This window comes from Methanobrevibacter sp. (assembly GCF_045644645.1).
In the GTDB taxonomy this organism is placed as follows: Archaea; Methanobacteriota; Methanobacteria; order Methanobacteriales; family Methanobacteriaceae; genus Methanocatella.
The window spans coordinates 1-1,826 of record NZ_JAZRHE010000083.1 but is presented as its reverse complement, the minus strand read 5'-3'; the positions used below and the strand labels follow the sequence as shown (position 1 = coordinate 1,826).

Sequence of the window (1,826 nt, the reverse complement as noted above, 5' to 3'; positions counted from 1 at the left end):
AGTTTATAATAAATCCATTTTCCCTGTTTTCGTGCAGACAACACTCCTTCTTTTTTCATCATGTTCAAATGATGAGAAACCGTTGATTGGGATTTATCAATAACTTCCAATATCTGACAAACACACAATTCACCATTTTTCAATAAGTATATTATTTTTAATCTTGTCGGATCAGCCAAAGACTTTAATATTGCCGCATGGTTTTCTAAAGTTTCATCTGAAGGCAATGTTTTAATTAAATCTTCAACAGAATAGGTTATCTCACAACATTCATCACTATTTTCAACTGCCATGTATAATAATATTATTTTGATATATTTAAATGTATCGATATATTATCTTTATAATTATTAGTCAATCAGATAACATTAACGACAGAATTCTATCAATATACATTCATTTTAACTAATACATACAATTAGTTGTAATCCTATTCATACCAAATGTTAGTGATTATTATAGGAAAAATAAAAGAAAAAAATTGAGAAAAATCATTAATAAATTACGAAAATATTCTCAAAACAAAATTTAATTAATTAGGCAAATTATTTTGAAAAAAATACGAAATGTTCGTATAAAACGTATGATATAGTTCGCATGATTAACAAATACCAGAACTAAAACTAGGATAGGGAATTTATTTTTCTGTAATTATTAAATTTTTGAAAGTTAACCTACACCATAAATCTATAGGTAATTTTCAGTTATTTTAGTTGCAGATTCAATCATTTTTGGACAAAACTCCTTGAATATATTATTATCCAATGCGTATTTAACACCTTCTTCGGTTCTAATGTCACAATTAAGTAACTCTCTACAGATATATGATCTGTTTTCCTTTTCAAATTCATCTAAAAATTTTTCACACACTTCATTGCTTTTGGTTTTACTATCACCATATTTAAGGCCTAATGCCATTAGTGCACCTGTGCAAGCACCGCAAACTTCACCTTTACGCATACCTCTGCCAAATCATGCGCCGATTTTCAAGGCTTGTTCTTCTGAAAGACCTAAATTCTGTGAAAATGTTGCAAATACCGCTTGTGAACACACATATCCGTTTTCAAATAATTGAATAGCATTTTCTATATTTTTCATATATTATAATTTAATTATTTTGACTTATCAATGTATAGCATTAACTGGATGGCACTACGGGCATTACCTACTAGGCATGTTTCATATGTTTCAAGGATTTAGAAATTTTCAGACAGAACATATAAAATAATTCCGATACTTATCGATTTTGCCTCTTAAAACTCTTTAATTTATATGAAGAACCCCTATAAAAATACGAACATTTCGTTTAAACAAAGTTAATTCTCAAAACTTTCATTTGGTGAGCTGCTGACATTAACGCCAGAGATATTGAAAATCAAACTTGATTCAACTCATATAGCAGGGTTTTTCAAAGCAATTTTCAAATCTCAAATGGCTGATGTTAATGTCAAAATCAACTGTTAAATGAAAAGAAAAAATAGCTATTAATTATATATAACTTGAAACTTAAAATATTAATTAAGTATTATTTGGAGAGGTTAAAATATGAAAGGCGATGTATATTATGGTAAAGGTATTCGTGAGCTAGAAGATCAATACCCTGAATTATATGAATTGGTTTCTGATATGAATGAAACAGTATGGGACGGCAAAATCCTTGATTACAAAACTCAAAAATTGGTAGCTATTGGGATGACTGCATCTCGTGCAGACCCAAGAGCTACAAAAAAACAAATTAAAAGTGCAATTGAAGTGTTAGGTATCAGTAAAGATGAAATTGTTGATGTTTTAAGAGTTGTTCTATTAACATCCGGTATGCCTGCATT

4 protein-coding genes are annotated in these 1,826 nt (G+C 28.9%); 1 reads left to right on the top strand and 3 read right to left on the bottom strand.

The features are described 5' to 3' along the window. From ACKI4K_RS04815 to ACKI4K_RS04805, 3 genes are all read right to left on the bottom strand, one after another. On the bottom strand, window positions 1-293 hold a 293-nt coding region (locus ACKI4K_RS04815; protein WP_407422819.1), incomplete at its 3' end, for an ArsR/SmtB family transcription factor. Between the two features lie 394 nt (window positions 294-687). Beyond that, a complete protein-coding gene (locus tag ACKI4K_RS04810; RefSeq protein WP_407422817.1) occupies window positions 688-960 on the bottom strand; it encodes a C-GCAxxG-C-C family protein in 273 nt (90 codons plus the stop codon). A 12-nt stretch (window positions 961-972) separates the two neighbouring features. After that, a complete protein-coding gene (locus ACKI4K_RS04805) occupies window positions 973-1,098 on the bottom strand; it encodes a hypothetical protein (protein ID WP_407422815.1) in 126 nt (41 codons plus the stop codon). Window positions 1,099-1,545: 447 nt separating this feature from the next. On the opposite strand from ACKI4K_RS04805, the gene ACKI4K_RS04800 reads away from it, so the two are divergent. Then, a partial coding sequence (locus tag ACKI4K_RS04800; protein ID WP_407422813.1) for a carboxymuconolactone decarboxylase family protein occupies window positions 1,546-1,826 on the top strand: 281 nt, incomplete at its 3' end.